The organism is Paenibacillus sp. KS1 (assembly GCF_001680695.1).
In the GTDB taxonomy this organism is placed as follows: domain Bacteria; phylum Bacillota; class Bacilli; order Paenibacillales; family Paenibacillaceae; genus Paenibacillus_B; species Paenibacillus_B suaedae.
Genome location: NZ_MAIS01000015.1, coordinates 70,368 through 87,616 on the forward strand (window position 1 = coordinate 70,368; position 17,249 = coordinate 87,616).

Consider the following 17,249-nt stretch of genomic DNA (forward strand, 5'->3'; position numbering starts at 1 on the left):
CAGAAGCCAAGTTAGTGCACGAGGGTGTATTGACCATGGAGATATGAACGAATAAATGCTTGGATAATGTCTGCGTTGAGACCTAGCGGGCTTTCCAAATGAATACGCAGTTGTTCTTTATCGTAGTTGACGGAAATGGATAGCTGAGCTGGAGCACTGGCTTCCAGTTCACCAGATGAGTTCCGGAAAGCATCAATCTCCTCTTGTGATGCATAGCCTTGGAAATTATAGAGTACAAGAGCTTGTGGCTGCCCGCCTCTGCGATAAGATGCATCCAGCAGACTCGCAAGTTCGACATATTTCCCTGCTAGCTGCTTATGGTACAGCAGTGACAAGAAGTTAATCGAATGTCGTCTGCAATGCTGCATCACATTTTGTATACTTGCTGCCGGTTGTCCTTCGCGCAACAACACTGGGATAATATCTAGAAATTCTCCTACGCTGTTGTAGAAATCCCGATTCTGATAGCTTCTTCCATAATGGATCATCGCGAGCGGAATGTCGGTTATTCCTGTATAGGAACGCAGTAAGGCGCCAACCAAGTCAAACGAATACCGCCATGGGTCTGCTATGTTCGTCAATGCAATCGGGATGGACAGCTCAAGCTCCGTAACATCTCGGTTCGGAACGTGGAGCAGACTGTCTATGATGGAGCTGTTCTGCTCTTTCCATACTCGCAGCTCATGGTATTCAATGATTTCCTGTTCCGTGATACCTACTGGCCCCTTGGACAGCAGTGTTACATAATCTGCATACGGCTGAATAGGCTCGTCGTCCCTGCCTGCTATCCCCTGTTCAAATTGACGACGCACAACTTCTGCACTCATCCCATCAAAGGCAATATGGTCGAATCCCCATAGAATCTGATGGGTATCATCTGATACGCGCAGACAGCACAATCTCCAAGGCAAATGGCCCGCTATATAGGGTTCTGACAAAATAACGCCAGTCAAGCCGTCCACAAGACGTTGTTTTGTCGTCTCGTGATACGTCCGCAGATCGATATACGGAATGTGCTGAGCGATGAATGCAGAGAGAGCCGTACTATCATACTCACTCCAAGCAGGCTTATCCTCCCCTTCCATTACGCTATGAAGCAGCTGATTGCGCTGAATAATTGTGACTAGCAAGTTGCGAAGGAACTTCTCGTCCACATCGTGAATAGAAGTAACAAATCCGCTGACTTGAGCCCCGAATGCTCCGTGTGCGAGTTGGACAGGCGACAATGGGAAACGGCCAACTCGATCCGCTGAAGCCATCATTGTGGAAATGAGAGAGCATGAGGCACGTACATGCTGCACAAGCAACAGGATCTGCTGCTCAGAAAGCTCGGCCGCTGCTCCCTCTCTCCATGGGTCGTCGTGCTTTTGGAGAAATGAGGACGAACGAGAGCTGCTCAATCCAGGAAGCGCAGCCAACTGCTCCACTGTCGGATACATGAAGATCTCATTCACCTTCAATTGAAGCCCAGCTTGCAGCAGAGCCTGAACAAGTGCGATAGCCTTAATGGAATGCCCCCCATGCTCGAAGAAATCGTCTGTAATGCCGAGTCTCTCCTGATCCAGCACTTCTTGCATGCATCGCAGAATCGTCCGTTCGACCTCGGTTCTCGGAGCCGCATATGTCGACTGACCCTGCTCATTCTCACTGATGTTCTTCAGGGCCTGACGATCGATCTTTCCATTTATATTGAGAGGCATTCGTTCAAGCTTGATCAGACGAGCAGGAATCATATAGGCTGGAAGCTGTTCGCGCAGCAGTGCTTTCATCTGCTCTTGATTCCATCCCTGTCCATCCGCACGGTCTGCCTGCTCAACGGTGTAGTATGCAACCATGTACATGCTGCCGGTTCGATCTGTTCTCGCTAATACAACTGCCTCCTTCACGCCGCTGATGAGCTGAATATGATTTTCGACCTCTCCAAGCTCAATTCGGAAGCCTCTGATTTTGACTTGGAAATCAAGTCGACCAATGAAGCCAATCTCCCCTGTAGGAAGCCTCCATACCAAGTCCCCAGTTCGGTACAGCTTGCCCGTTTTGTCGAATGGATCGTTCACGAATCGCTGTGCGGTCAGTTCATCCCGGTTTAAGTATCCTTTGCTTACGCCCGCTCCGCCGATATACAGCTCGCCAGGTACATATGGAGGCACTAATTGCCCTTGCTGATCCAAGATGTACAGCTTGGTCTGGGAGAGCGGATATCCGATTGGAATGCTGTGCACGTGCTCGTCCGTATGTCCGATTGGATAGTAGGCAGCAAATACCGTCGTCTCCGTTGGCCCGTACCCATTGATCAATGTATCCGGCCCTAGGTACTCTACCGCTTTGCGTGCATGCGGTATCGAAATGGCTTCCCCGCCAATCAGCAATTTCCGGACATGCTTCAGTGCGGTTACATCCCAATCCACCAGCATATTGAACAGTGCTGACGTGATGAAGAAGGCCGTGATTCGCTCCTGCTCAATGAACTTGGCCAACTGCGCAATTTCGATTGCCGAGTCCTTCGAGATGATGACTAAACAAGCACCATTCAGAATCGCTCCAAAAATATCGAATACCGAACCGTCAAATGCGTAATTGGACAATTGAAGCATCCTGTCACTGTGCAGTATCGTCACGTAATTCGCATTCTTCACAACACGGGCTACATTACGGTGACTAACAAGTACTCCTTTCGGTGTCCCAGTCGATCCTGACGTATACATGATATATGCTGTATCGTCTGCATCTACGATATTAGAACCGATATAGGTTGTCCATGATGGTGACTCGTGAGATGCATCGTCATCTTCTGCTGCCCGACCTACCTCACGATCCAGCAACAGTCGAGGGAGTGACTCGTCAAGGATGGATTGCAGCGCTGAATCTGTGAGGATGAGAGAAGCACCGCTATCCTCCAGCATGAAGGCGATCCGAGACTGCGGATAATCTGGGTCGATCGGCACATAGGCGCAGCCCAGCTTCAAAATAGCTAGAATGCTCACAATCTGCATCGGCCCGCGATCGAGCAATATTGCTATATGATCTCCCTGTCGAACATGCTCGTCTGCGAGGCGTGTGGCGAGCCTATTCGCTCGGCTATTCAACTCTGCATATGTCAGTTCTTCATCATTCCACACAATTGCAGGGCGCTGCCCATGCAGCTTCACCTGTTCTTCAAACAACTGTGCAAGCGTTGGATGGTCTGCTTTCAGCGTAACTGCTGGATTCAACTCACACAGTAGCCACTCTCTCTCCTGTGGTGTTACAAGCGTAAGCTCGCTCAGCTTGCGAGTTGTATCTTCAGTCAATTGCGTAAGCATGTGCAGCAATCGCGTTACATAAAATTCGATTCGATGTATGGTGAACAAACTCGTATTGTATTCCAAGGAAGCCACATAGCGGTTGTTCCGTTTCTCGATTGTCCAAGTGAGGTCGAACTTCGAATCCTTGTTCATCATTGGCCTAGGAGTTAGTGATAATCCTTCTAGCTCCAACTCCTCCGTGCCCATCGTAATGTAATTGATGACGACATCAAACAGCGGATTTCTTGCTATGTTCTTCTCGATATGAAGCTCCTCAAGCAGCATCTCGAACTGGCAATCTTGGTTTTCATAGACCTTCAGCATCTTCTCTTTCATGTATTGCAGGTATTCGCCCACGCTCAGGCTTGCATCAATTTGTGAACGAATTGCCAACGTATTGACGAACATTCCAACGATCGAATCAAGATCGGCATGACGTCTACCCGCTATTCCCGTCCCCACAACAAGATCCTGTTGACCCGTAATCTTCCATAGCGTCAGCTTCAAGACAGCCATGAGAATCATATAAGGGGTCAATCCTCGCTCAGATGCCAACTGTTCCAGCCGCCCACTAAGTGCTTCACCAAATTCGAATTCCACTTCATCGCCCGAGAAGGTAAGCACAGGCGGTCTTACGTAATCTGTCATCATATTGAGCGTCGGAATCTCGCCTGCAAATTCTTCTTTCCAATATTGAAGCTGTGTACCAAATGCTTCGCTCTTGAAGAATTCATTTTGCCAAGCAGCAAAATCCTTATATTGCAGGGACAATGGCGTTAGTGTCTTGCCGGCATACAGTGCTTGCATCTCTTCTAGTAAAATCGCTATCGAATACTGATCCGATATAATATGGTGCATATCGATGAGCAGAATGTGCTTCTCTTCGTGTATGCTCGTCCATCTCACGCGGAGCAGCGGCGCTTGTGCCAAATCAAATGGCCGGATGAAAGACTTGATTTCACCTTCCACGCCTTCCTCAGTTGTGGTGTTGAATTCAACGACGGAAGGTACTCCGTCCTCAATGATTTGGACTACTTCTCCATTTACGATCTGGAACCGAGTGCGCAGCGATTCATGTCTTTGCACAATTTCATCAATGATTGACTTGCATCTTGCCTTGTCAAGCTGCCCTTCCACCTCATATACGGAGGCCAAATTGTAAGGAACCGCATCGCCAACCAGCTCATGTACGGCATACATGCGCTTCTGCGCAGATGAGACTTCATAATAAGGCTTGTTCGCAACAGACTGTATCGCCATGAATTCCTGCTCGTCAGCGCGGTTTGTCCATATCCAATCCACCATCTGGTCAAATACGGCATTATCGAATATTTCCGTCAATGACATATCCAGCTTAAATGCTTGATGTATGTTGGCGGACAAGGAAATGGCCTTCAGCGAATGACCGCCGATGACGAAGAAATCATCCTCAGCCTTTACCTCGCCACAGCCAATAAGCTCCTTCCAGATTTCCACTAGTTGCTCACTGATGGCATCCCGACTCCTAACACTCGATGGCTGTTCAGCCTCTCTTGACAGAGCTTGCGACAGGATTTGGGCACTTGAACCTTCTTCCTTCCGCTTCAATTCTAATGCATTAAGAATCACATCATGCGCATGATATGTCGCATCGAACACATAGGTCGGCAGCGGGATACGCTGTCTTCCGCTCTCCGGATGCAGCATCGACCAATCGATCTCGAAGCCTTCACACCACAGCTGGGCAAGCAAGCGTTGGAATTCTATCCAGCTAGATGCTCCATTCCCACCAGCTTGCAGCCTATGAACCGGCGGCGAATCCTGCGCCTCCGTTCGATGTGAATGTTGGGATACGGCAGACGCGTAATCTGAACATTCGCAGCCGATCGCAACGACACTTACACCGACACCTTCAATAGTGCTGCTATTGTGGCTTACATCTATGAGTGGAATTCGGGATGGACGGAGTGGATAATGCAATAATTGCTTTCTACCCGCCTCTGTCCCGGTACCAGACAATACAGCTTCCAGCGCCCCTCCTTCCAAACCTTGCAGCCATTTTCCGCTTTTTTGCACCCATTCAACCGCGTGCTCCAATGGCAATACACCAGCAACCGTTAAGGCACATACTTCACCGATACCTTGACCGAATAGTCCATCTGGCAGGACACCAACATCGATCAAACTCATTGCTATCCCGTAACTGACCGTAAACCACTCCAATGCAGGGTCATCTTTCAGTTGATGGAAGGCATCCCTCTTATCGAGTTTCGTGCATGCAATCACATGTTCCACATGGCGGTTGAATGTTGCCGCTAGCGGATGTAGATTTCGCTCCTTAGATGTATGCCAATCGCGACCTAATTCGCGATAAGCCCCCGCTTCCGCAGCAATATAAAAGTGAGCGGTCGGTCTGCCGTCCTGAATACGCAATCCGGATTGTTGAAGGAATTGCTGCAGTTCTTTCGTCTTATATGACAAAGCTCCATTTATGAGGAGCGCCTTGCGGTATTCAAACGGCTTGCGTCCCGTTTGCAGTGTCCAAGCGGCATCCGATAAATTGACTGCTGGATGGCTGTGCAAGTACTCCAACACAGCCTCACTCGTATGGGTCAATGCCGATTGACTCCTAGCCGAGAACAAGAACAAATTGACAGGTTCCGATGTCTGGAATCGGCTTATTTCAGGCGGCTGCTCCAGCACGACGTGCACATTCGTTCCACCGATGCCGAAGGAGCTTACACCGGCCCGCAAGATTTGACTCCGATCCGCCCGATATTCAGCCTGTGTATTCACATAAAATGGACTGTTCGCGAAATCAATTGCAGGATTCGGCTTCGTAAAATGAAGTAAAGGCGGAATCGTTCGATGGTACAGGGACAGAACGGTCTTGATGAAGCCTGCCACCCCTGCCGCAGAATCGAGATGCCCGATATTCGCTTTTACAGAACCGATGGCGCAATAGCCTGTCTTCTTCGTATCCCATGCTTGCTTCAGGGCTTCGATCTCGATAGGGTCTCCTAATTTCGTTCCTGTCCCGTGTGCCTCAACATAGTGGATATCCTCAGCCGATACGCCAGCCTGTCTAAGGGCAGATTGAATGACCTGGGCTTGACCGCTCACACTAGGAGCTGTGTACCCGATTTTCTCAAGACCATCATTATTCATTGCCGATCCCTTAATGACACCGTAGATATGATCGCCATCTCTAAGGGCTGCGGCTAGCGGCTTGAGGAGTACAACACCGCATCCATTGCCAGATACGGTTCCCGATGAATCCTCCGCGAATGGCTTGCAGTGCCCGTCTTGAGAGAAGATCATGCCTTCATGCCATAAGTAGCCTTCCTTCCGCGGATAGGAAATGGACACTCCACCGGCAATCGCCATATGCGACTCTCCACGCTGCAGCGACTGTACCGCTTGATGAATCGCAACTAATGAAGTTGAGCAGGCTGTTTGAACATTGAAGCTAGGCCCTTTCAAATTGAGCTTGTACGACACACGGGTCGTCAGAAAATCTTTTTCATTCAAGGTAATTGCTTCGAATGCACGAAGCAGATCTTGTTGATGACCTAAGAATTGAATCATCCAAGGAAGATTGGAGCCACTTCCGGCAAACAGGCCAATTAATCCCTTGTATGCGGAAGGATTGTATCCCCCATTCTCCAGCACTTCCCATACGCATTCATGAAGCAGCCGAATTTGCGGATCCATCATGTTGGCTTCCTGATAGGGATAATCGAAAAATGCGGAGTCAAAATACTCGATGCCATCAAGATAACCTTTTGCTTTCACATATTTCGGATGAGACAGCAAGTCAGCATCCACACCAGCTTGCAGCAGTTCTTCGTCTGAGAACTCCACAACTGACTCTACGCCAGATACGATATTATCCCAAAATGCATCAATCGTAGGCGCTCCTGGGAATCGTCCCGCCATCCCTATCACTGCGATATCTGCTATCTCATGACTTTCAGCAGCAACTGGAGCAAGTGGCATTGCATGACCAATGTCCTGCAATTCTGAAGGAATGCCGATACTCTTGACTAGTGATTCAACCGTTGGATATTGGAACATCTGCATTAACGGAATGGAGCGCCCGATCAGGGAATTGATCCGATTATTGATCAGGATTAGTCCCAATGAGTTCCCGCCAACGTCGAAGAAATTATCCCGCACGCTAATGCGCTCGGTTCCGAGCACATCCTTCCAAATATCCAATATCGCCTTCTCCAATCCTGTTGAAGGCAATTTCGTTTGTCCCGTCATTTCCGATGACTCTTGTGGGAGCGGCAGTGCTTTTTTGTCAATCTTTCCATTTGGAAGCGTCGGCATCTCTTCTAGCTGACGAATAAAGCCAGGAATCATATAATGAGGCAGCTTCTCTCGCAACCACGGCTTGAGCCATATATGCGCTTCTCCTTCAACATCCGCTTCTTTTTTAACCGTGCAATATAATCCAAGCTGTTTGTTCCCGCGCTTATCGTCGTAAGCAGCAGCTACAGCCTGTCTAATATGTTCATGCTTCTGAACAACCTTCTCAATCTCATCAAGCTCCACCCGATATCCGCGTACTTTGATCTGCGAATCCAGGCGTCCCATCAGTTCGATTTCGCCATTGGCAAGCAATCGTCCACGATCCCCTGTGCGATAGAGGCGGCAGCCCGGAAGCTGTTCCGTTTCGAAAAACTTTCGCTTCGTTTCCTCCGGATTGTTCAAATATCCGCGTGCAAGTCCATGTCCCGCCAAGCATAATTCGCCGTATACCCCTACCGGCTGCAGCAACCCAGAATCGCTGATGATATACGCTTGTGTGTTCGCAATCGGCTGTCCAATCGTAACCGACTTGGAAGCCGTCAACTCCTTCGCTACCGACCAGATGGTTGTTTCTGTCGGGCCGTACATATTGAATAATCTTGCTTCGGAACGAGTTTGCAAGTCTTTCAACAAGGCGTCAGGATAATTCTCCCCTCCGCTCAAAATACAGGCAAGCTGCTTCAGCGCAGGTGCAAAATCCGAATTCTCAACAAATGCCTTAATTCGCGAAACCGTGCTTAACAGATGCGTAACCTTGTGCTGAACAATTTTCTCATTCGCCAGCATCGGATCCAACTGTTCACTCTCATTAGCAATATATACGGAGTGGCCCGTGCACAGTGGAACAATCGACTCGAATGCAAAAATATCAAAGGACAACGTCGTTACACAAATGACACGATCCTCTTCGTGCTGGAACACACCTCTCTGTTGAATATCTTGAATGAAATTGAGGATAGAGCCTTGATTGATCATGACTCCTTTCGGCTTGCCCGTTGAACCTGAAGTAAAGATGACACAAGCTAAGTTGTTTTGATGAGTTCGTGGTACAGGATTGCTGCAGTCTTCTGTATTGTGATTTCTGATAGAGTATATGATCTCTCTGCAATCTACCATTTCCCCTGCAAACTCAATGCCCGCTTGATACTCTTGTGGACATAATAGAATATTCACATTGCTCTCTGTGAGCATGTACTTGATTCGTTCCTTCGGGAATGCTGGATCGATCGGAACATATGCTCCGCCTGCCTTCAGCACCGCCAGCAGTGACACGATTAAGTACTCATCCCGTCTTGGCATCACGCCAACCAGCGTATCAGCTGTAACGCCCTGCTCAATCAAGTGGTGCGCGATCGCATTGGCTTGTTCATTCACTTCGCGGTACGTAAGCTGTCGTCCATCGGATACGATAAGCGCCGGTTTGTCTGGTTGTGTTCGTGCATGCTGTTCGAACAGCTCTACAATTACTAGGTTCTCGTCATATGGCAGCGCTGTATGATTCACATCAGTCACAATCCATAACTTTTCTTCTGGCGTCAAGAAATCGATCTGACCCAGACTGGTATTGATATCCGTTGTGATGCACTGCAAAATGGCCTGAAAGTGTCCGATCATTCGCTGCACAGTTTCCTTGCGGAACAGTCCCATCGCATATTCAAGAAATCCTTCTACTGTCTTCTCCTTTTTGTTTTCCTGACAGGTTAATACCAGATCATAAGCGGACGTTGTTGTCGGGAAAGCATATGGTGCAAACGAGATGCCGTCGATTTCAAGATCATGGAATTCCATATTTTGAAAGTCGAAGCAGACATCAAATAGTGGATTGCGGTTGAATTCTCGTTGCAAGTGCAGACGGTCAACGAGTTCGTCAAATTGGCAGTCTTGGTTCGAAAATGCCTTCAGTGCGTTCTCCTTCACTTCATGCAGAAACTCCGTAAACGACTTCTGGTTCAACGGACGGTTCCGCATCGCAAGCATATTTACAAACATGCCGACGGTATCTTTCGTCTCTTCCTGCGTTCTTCCCGCTACAGGCGTACCGACGATAATATCCTCTTGACCAGAATAACGGGCTAGCAGGACATACCATGCACTCAACATCATCATATACAGCGTCGTTCCCGTTTCCTGAGCCAGTTGAATGAGCTTCGCCGCGCAATCTTCTTCAATGTGGAAATAAATCCGGTCGCCATGGAAGTCCTTGACAGACGGTCGTTCATAATCTGTCGGCAATTCCAGCGCAGGCAGTTCACCGCCAAGCTGCTGGAGCCAGTATGCCCGCTGATCAACGATTTCTTCTCCAGCAGACTGCTGCTCCGCTTGCCAGACTGCATAATCTTTGTACTGAAGAACCGGCTGCGTCAGCTCCCCGAAATACAACGCGTTGAAGTCTCTCGTAATAATCTCCATGGATGTGCCGTCCGCAATGCTGTGGTGCATGTCGAACAACAACAGCTGCTCGTCCGAGCCTGTGCGTATGAGTTCAACTCGAAACAATGGCGCGCTTCCTAAAGAGAATGGCTTAATAAACGCACGAATCAATGGCATGATATCCTCGTCATTAACGCGGTCTATTTCCCGGTACGTAAATGGAATATCTACCGAATCATGAATAATTTGAACGGCCTGATCGCCGATAATGTCAAAGGAAGTTCGCAAAGATTCGTGGCGCAACATGAGCTTTTCCAGTGTCTGTTCTACTCGGGTTCTGTCCAGCAGCCCTCTAATCTTCGTAGCGGATGGAAGATTATAAGCTACACTGCTTGGATCAAGCAGATGCAGTGCATACATCCGATTTTGAGCAGATGACAATGGATAGTAATCTCTTTGTGCCGCAGGTGTGATTTGCACTTGCTGATAAGAGTATGCTGAATTCTCATGCAAATGAGCGACCAATGCGCTCGGCGATGAATAGGTGAATAAATCAGCAATCTCCACCTTGATACCTGCATGCTGCTGAATCGCATGAGCCAAGCTAACCGCCTTCAAGGAGTCGCCGCCAAGCGAGAAGAAGTCTTGATCGCTTGCAATCGTGTCGAAACCAAATACAGATTTATACGCATCCAATACCGCCTGCTCTAGTTCACTCTGGTTAGTAAGTGCCGCTGCCGCTGCGGGACGGTCCAAATGATTCTGTGAATGCTGAGAATAGGGCGTTTGATGCACAGCAGCATTTGATCGTGGCAATGATGCTTGTGGAGCGCTAAGCGCGATATTAATTGGGAAATGTCCTTTGTCAAACATATACGTTGGCAGCGACACGCGCTTGCGAACAGTATTGCCTCGCATGGCTTTCCAATCGAGATCGACACCCGCTCCCCATAGGAGTCCTAGCTTATGATGAATATATTCCACATCATCCAGCGCCTCTTGCGGATGGCGTATTAAGTTCACGAAATGTTGACCGGCAGCCTTGGATTCATGTTGTCTCGCAAAAGTACTTAAGGTACGACCCGCCCCGACTTCGATGAATACATCGTGCTCCGACTTTAAGATTTGTGTCAGGCATTTGGCGAAGTTCACTGGTCGCAAAATATGCGCTGCCCAGTAGGACGGTCGATTCATTTCGCTCGGCGACACCCATTCTCCGCTCACATTCGAGACGATCGGAATACGAGGCTCGTTGAACCGATAGGCGGAGAGCCGCTTCTCAAATTCACGTGCAGCCTCCTCCATCATCGGCGTATGGAAGGCATGGGAGGTTTTTACCCGAACTGCCTTCCAGCCAAGCTTCTCGCACTTCGCTTCGAATAGTGCAATCGCTTCTTCCCGTCCGCCAACGACGCAGCTATTTGTCGTATTTTCCAGCGCAATCCACACATTCGGAATCAGTTCCGGCTCTACCATGCTTGCTGCCGCCATAACGGCAAGCATTACTCCTGGCTCCTGCTGCTGCATCAGACGTCCGCGCAAGCGAACAATTTCCACCGCATCTTTCAGTTCGAATACACCTGCGACCGTTGCCGCGGCAAGTTCTCCTATGCTGTGTCCAATCATTCCTGCCGGCTTCACGCCAAGCTCCAGCATCGTAAGCGCCAATGAGTAGCTTGTGGCAAACAGTGCAAATTGACTATTCTCCGTCTGATTGATTTGTGAGCTATCGCCAACGCCGTATATCATATCCTCGAACATCAGCCGTTCGTCTTCAGTCTGGCATGACAGCACATGATCCATATGCCGCTTGAATATGCGGGATACTGCGCTTTGTTCAGCGGAACGGTACAAGGAACGACCCATTCCTTGGTACTGGCTCCCTTGTCCTGGAAACAGGAAGTATACCTGCCGCTTGGCTGGCTGCACCTCATGAACAGCAGCGTCTTGCAGCTGTTTCAGCAGAAGCTGTGGATCATCGGCGAAGCGGTTATTCACGACGAGCGCCTTACGGTAGGCAAATGGCTTCCTTCCTATCTGTAATGTCCATGCCGCATCGGTAACGTTAATGCTTGGGTTGTCTATCAAGTGCTGTACGACATTGTACGAGGTGTTGACAAGCGCCTCCTTGCTCTTGGCGGAGAACACAAGCAAATTCACCTGCTCCGGATCGCTGCTGTCCATCATGCTCGGAGCTTCCTCCAATACCATATGGGCGTTCGTACCGCCAACCCCGAACGAGTTGATGCCTGCTCGGCGCTTGCTGCCTGTACCGATGGTCATCCACTCCATTCCTTGTGCCTGCACGGTAAATGGCGTACTCGCAAAATCAATTTTGGGATTCGGTTCCCTATAGTTAACCGTTGGCGGGATATATTTGTGCTTCAAGCTAAGTGCGACCTTCGCCAAGCCGACCACTCCAGCAGCTGTATCGGTATGCCCTACGTTGCCTTTCACCGAGCCTAACGTACAAAATTGCTTCTTTTCAGATGCGAACGCCTTCGTTAAAGATTCCACCTCAATCGGATCGCCGAGCGCAGTGCCTGTTCCATGAGCCTCAACATAGGTTATCGTTTCTGGATCAATGCCTGCAACACGATACGCCTCCTGGATAACCTCAGCTTGTCCTTCCACACTTGGCGCCACAAAACCAATCTTCTGTCTTCCATCATTATTAATCGCGGAACCTTTAATGACAGCATAGATATGATCGCCATCCTCAATGGCATCGTCCAATCTCTTCAGCACGACTAATCCCATACCGTTCGAGAACATGGTTCCCTTCGCCTTGGCGTCGAATGGCCGGCAGTGTCCATCCGGAGAAAACATCATGCCTTCCTCGTAATAATAGCCGCCCTCATTCGGCAGTTCGATCGTGATCCCACCAGCCACAGCAATATCGCATTCGCCAAGAATTAATGACTGACACGATAAGTGAGGGGTAACCAGCGTTGTCGAGCAGCCTGTAAGCGCTGAATAAACTGGCCCTTTAATATCCAGCTTATAAGCGATCCGAGTCGCCAAGAAGTGATTCGTGCTTAGTGTAAAAGCTTGATACTTGTCACTAAATCCACTTTCGCCGAACAGAACCTTCTGATACCATTCAAAATCATCAGACCCGCCGAGAAACAACCCAATCTTCGAGGTGTCAGATCCGGGATAATATCCGGCATCCTCTAATGCTTCCCATGTCCCTTGATAGAGAAGACGAAGCTGTGGCGACATCATCTGCACTTCACCTGGTGTATATTCGAAGAAGCTTGCATCGAACTCCTCAATGCCATCAATGCGTCCTTTTGCCTTCACATAATTCGGCGATTTCAGCAGGCTGGGCTGAATGCCTAATTCGAGCAATTCTTCATCCTTATAGAAATGGATGCTCTCTACGCCGCCTTTTAGGTTATTCCAGAAATCATGAATATTGGAAGCACCGGGCGCGTGAATGGACATGCCGATGATCGCGATATCCGATCGAACGACTTTTCTGTCCCGTTGGAAGAATGATTTCCGATCGGTAATCGTCTCTCCCTCAGCTTGGTTGAAATGGTCGGCCAGCAGTCGTACAGTAGGATATTGGAACAATAACGTTATTGGAAAATCCTGCGTCAGTGCTTTTTTCAGCTTGTTGTGCATTTGGATTAAGGCTATTGAGTGACCGCCGATTTCAAAAAAACTATCATCCACACCGACATGGGTAATTCCAAGTACCTCTTGCCACACAGAGGCAATAAGAACCTCTAAATCGGTATTCGGTGCTGTGGCGCTTGATGAAGCTGCGTCTAAATAGTCTTTGTCCGCGATCAGCACATTCCGATTCACCTTCCCACTCGTATTGAGAGGAAGCTCTCTTTTATGTACAAAGAAGGAAGGGATCATGTACGCCGGCAATTCCTTGGATAAGTGCTCCTTCAATTGAACCACAGGAATCTCTTCATCAGAGAGATAATAGGCGCACAACGCAGCCGACTTGCCCGTCTCCTTCTTCACAACAACGATAGCCTGCGTAATTCCTTCCATCTGCGACAGCACATTCTCGATTTCTCCCGTCTCGAGCCGGACGCCGCGCACCTTTTCCTGAAAGTCAATTCGTCCTAAAAATTCAATCGTTCCGCTTGGAAGCCAGCGGGCCAAATCCCCCGTGCGGTACATATTGCGGAAGTAATCCGGGTCGATCCCTTCTTGATAGAACGGATTCGCGACAAACTTCTCCTTCGTCAGCTCATCCCGATTCAAATATCCCCTTGCCAACCCAACACCGCTAAGACATAATTCACCTGCTATCCCAATCGGCTGTAATTGATCTTGCTTGCCTACGATGTACCAGCGCGTCTCATTGAGCGGCTCACCAATTGGAATCGAGCGTGTTGTATCGTCGCCCCTAATCGAATAATGGGAAGCCCATATCGTGCATTCCGTTGGACCATATACATTTTCAAGCTTTATATCCGTATGCAGAGAATTGAATTTATGCAAAATATCCGGCGTTACGGCTTCCCCACCAATACATATCCACTTCAAGGAGGCAAGCATTGATAGGTTATCCGCATTGTCCAGCAATTCCAAAAAGGCACGGAACATCGTAGGGACAAAATTGATATGAGTAACCTTATGCTTGTGTATCTGCTCCAAAATGATTTGCGGGTTTTTCTCTCCGTCTGGCTCCAATACGAGCAAGCTGCCTTCTCCCATAAACCAGCCAAACAATTCCGTTCCGGAAACATCGAACGTGTGCGGTGTTTTGAGTAGGTACAGATCATGCTCTTCCACCGGAAAACGCCTTTCTAGATCAAGCAATGTATTCACGACACTATGATTCTCGATCATGACGCCCTTCGGCTTGCCGGTTGAACCCGAAGTGTACATAATATAGGCCAAGCTGTATGAATCTAGCTGAACTTCGGGCGTCGAGTCATCCCCGCTGAAAATGTTCGGATCACTCAGGTCGATGAGACCTACTTCCCATTCTTCTTCGAATGGAAGATCTAATGTAGTGATGAGATAGGACACATTCGCATCTTCGAAAATAAATTGTTTTCTAGCTGACGGATACGTTGGATCCTATAGGCACGTATGCACATCCCGCTTTAAGAACCGCTAATAAACTAATGACTAAGTTAGCTGATCGTTCCAGCTGAATGCCGATACAGGATGGAGTTCCTTGCGTTTTCTGAAGGATATTGCGAGCCAATTGATTAGCTTTTGCATGAACACTAGCATATGTCTCAACTTGGTCTTGGTCGATCAATGCCTTTCGTTCTGGATGCTTAGCGACCTTGGAGTGGAATAGTTCAATGATGGTACGAGGTTCGTATGTAAAGTAGGAAGTTTGATTAAATTGTTGCAGGATGCGGCTTCGTTCTTGCTCCAACAGCAACTCCGCTTCTCCGATCTTGATGTCTGCCTGTCCGCTTACCAGTTCCAGCAGTTTCATGAAGCGAAGACCTAATAAATCAATCGTTTCATCTGCAAAAAGTTCTGGTTTGTATTGAAGTTTAATCAAATCTTTGTGAGGGGTATGTTGCAGGATAACCATTAGGCTGCCGGGAAATGTTACGCGATCTTGATTGAGGATTTCTGCCTTAAGTTCGTACTGATCGCTGTCTTCCACGATATCATATACGAAGCTAACATCGAAGATAGATGGAGTTCCCGGCAATGGGAGCAATTGATTATCTCGCATAATCAGATTGTTCGGATAACCGATATGCTTGTAGACTTCGATAAGCTCCTTCGACACTTGCTGCAGTGCTTCGGAGAAGCTCTGTTCATCCTTCAGCAGCAGACGCATTGGCAGCATATACACAAAGCAGCCTATCGATTCCTCGAAATCCATATCAGGACGATATGAAAATGGTGAGGAGAACACAACATCCTCTTGCTGCGTATAACGATTCAACAGTACACCGAATGCGGCCAAGACAAACATAAATGTCGTAACTTCCTGTTCCCTCGCCTGTTTATGAATCTGTTGCAATAGATTAGATGAGATCTCGATTCGTTTTTCCTTGCCGATGCCATGAACTTGATGTCGAATAAAGTCATTCGGCAAGGCAAGAGGCTCTGCACCTATCATCTTATTCGCCCAATATTCTCTTTCTTTGTCGTACCCTCCCTGAGCAAGTTTTGTATTTTCTTGGCTCATGAAGTCGGTAAATCCCGTATTCGGCTTTATTTCAATTGGCTCTTTTCGTGCGAGTTTATGATCGTATTCCAAGAGCTTTTGCTTCAACACTTCGAGTGATAATCCGTCGGAGATGATATGGTGAATGCTGATGAGAAAAATATGCTTCTTGTCAGATAGCTTAATCAAGCTTGCGTGAAATAGCGGAGCTGCTGTGAGGTCAAATACTCGGCTTAATAACTCTTGCTCAACCTGAAGCTTTACCCGTTCTTCCTGAAGCTCAGGTTCTGCAGAGAAATCTAACTTTGTTAGTTGAACATTGATTCGGTCGTGGACAACGAGAAGAGGCATTTCATTACTGACATCAAGACTGCATCGCAAGGCTTCCTGCTCCTCAATGACTAGACTCAGAGCTTGCTCGAACCGAACTTCGTCCACTCCCTCGAGCATGATGGAAGCTGTGATGTTATAAGAGAGCGGGTCGTCAATTTGGCAATCGAAGAATATTCCCTTCTGGACTTCTGTTAATTCTAGTCTGCGCGTTACCATAAGCTAGACCTCCTTAGTTGAAGACCCAGATTCCGCCGGCCATGATCGACAGAACCGTAATGAACGTTTGGTACACGACATCCATGATCAGATTTCCAATACTGTCTGCATCTGCTTTCTTGTTCTTAATCATGACATATGTATGAGACCACAAACCGCTTAACCCGTATATGTACATTGTGACAAGTACGCCTACCCAGAAGTTTCCGTGAAACCAAATAGCCATAATTCCCATCACCCCAAGACCAACTTGGGAAAACCCGTACTTGACTTGAAACGGCCCGCCTGGCCAGCCCAATTGAGATGCGGTTCTGTCAGCAATCGCAATGTTGTAAATAAATCCAATGACGCCCACTAAGCCAAATGTCACAACAAATTGATGCAGCAACAGCACATTCGCAATTTCGCTCGTGTCAGCTGAAAAACCGTTGATCCAAAGCTGTACTACCGCTGAGACAATTCCCAATCCCCATAACAACAGAAACCACATCGTTACAAGCTCCTCTCAATTGATAGATTTGTTACCAAAGATAATAAAGTTGAAAGGTTAATTCTGTCAATAATATTATTTTTATACTAAACAAAATCTGTAATCTATTGACCCAAATGGTTTTAATCCAATATTCCTG

The 17,249-nt window shown here is 48.0% G+C and carries 3 protein-coding genes; all 3 read right to left on the minus strand.

All coding sequences use genetic code 11. The features are described from left to right. Window positions 1-11 precede the first annotated feature (11 nt). Genes BBG47_RS07540 through BBG47_RS07550 form a run of 3 tightly spaced genes read right to left on the minus strand, consistent with a single transcriptional unit; the run spans window position 12 to window position 17,110 of the window. Window positions 12-14,957 (minus strand): hybrid non-ribosomal peptide synthetase/type I polyketide synthase, encoded by a 14,946-nt coding sequence (locus BBG47_RS07540; protein WP_065291212.1) that lies wholly within the window; start codon window positions 14,955-14,957, stop codon window positions 12-14. A 28-nt stretch (window positions 14,958-14,985) separates the two neighbouring features. Further along, window positions 14,986-16,620 carry a condensation domain-containing protein gene (locus BBG47_RS07545; RefSeq protein ID WP_065291213.1) on the minus strand — a complete coding sequence of 545 codons (1,635 nt, stop codon included), beginning with the start codon at window positions 16,618-16,620 and terminating at the stop codon, window positions 14,986-14,988. A 13-nt stretch (window positions 16,621-16,633) separates the two neighbouring features. Next, window positions 16,634-17,110: a DUF6790 family protein gene (locus BBG47_RS07550; RefSeq protein ID WP_065291214.1), complete on the minus strand. Its 477-nt coding sequence runs from the start codon at window positions 17,108-17,110 to the stop codon at window positions 16,634-16,636. Between the last annotated feature and the right edge of the window lie 139 nt (window positions 17,111-17,249).

What these genes read in the sequence shown, in the direction of transcription:
- BBG47_RS07545 (WP_065291213.1), bottom strand. Translation starts at nt 16,620, where the DNA reads ATGGTAACGCGCAGACTAGAATTAACAGAAGTCCAGAAGGGAATATTC.
- BBG47_RS07550 (WP_065291214.1), bottom strand. Translation starts at nt 17,110, where the DNA reads ATGTGGTTTCTGTTGTTATGGGGATTGGGAATTGTCTCAGCGGTAGTA.